Genomic DNA, 519 nt, shown 5'->3' on the forward strand with positions numbered 1-519 from the left:
GCCCAGGGTGATGGTGATATCCACCTCGCCGCTGAGCTCGCCATCGTTGATGTAACCATCATCGTTGGCATCTTCGGTAATGACCACAGTCGGTGCGGTAGGCGCACTGCTGCCGTGATCCAGGGTGGCCGAGTCACTGCCACTCGCCGTGTTGCCACTGGTGTCGGTCACGGTGGCCGTCAAGGTCAGGCCGGTGCCGGTCGCTGGCGGGGTCATCGTCAGCGACAGGCCATTGTCCAGCATGTCCTGGGTAATGGTGGCGCTGTACACCTCATTGCCATCCTGGTCGGTGATAACGATGGTGTCACCCACTTCGGTACCTTCACCCAGAGTCACGCTGTAGTTGATGTCGCCATCCAGCTCGTCGTCATTGATGTAGCCATCATTGTTGGCATCTTCATCAATGGTCAGGGTCGGTGTCCCCAGGTTCGGGTTGCCGCCACTGGTATCCAGTATCGCACTGTCACTGCCATTGGCGGTGTTGCCCGCCGCATCGGTGACGGTGGCGGTGACCACCAG

1 pseudogene is annotated in these 519 nt (G+C 60.1%); it reads right to left on the reverse strand.

From position 1 onward, the window contains the following. Positions 1-519: pseudogene (locus tag GMA8713_RS27970) on the reverse strand (hypothetical protein); the annotation flags it as partial.

It is taken from the genome of Grimontia marina (assembly GCF_900060185.1).
In the GTDB taxonomy this organism is placed as follows: domain Bacteria; phylum Pseudomonadota; class Gammaproteobacteria; order Enterobacterales; family Vibrionaceae; genus Enterovibrio; species Enterovibrio marinus.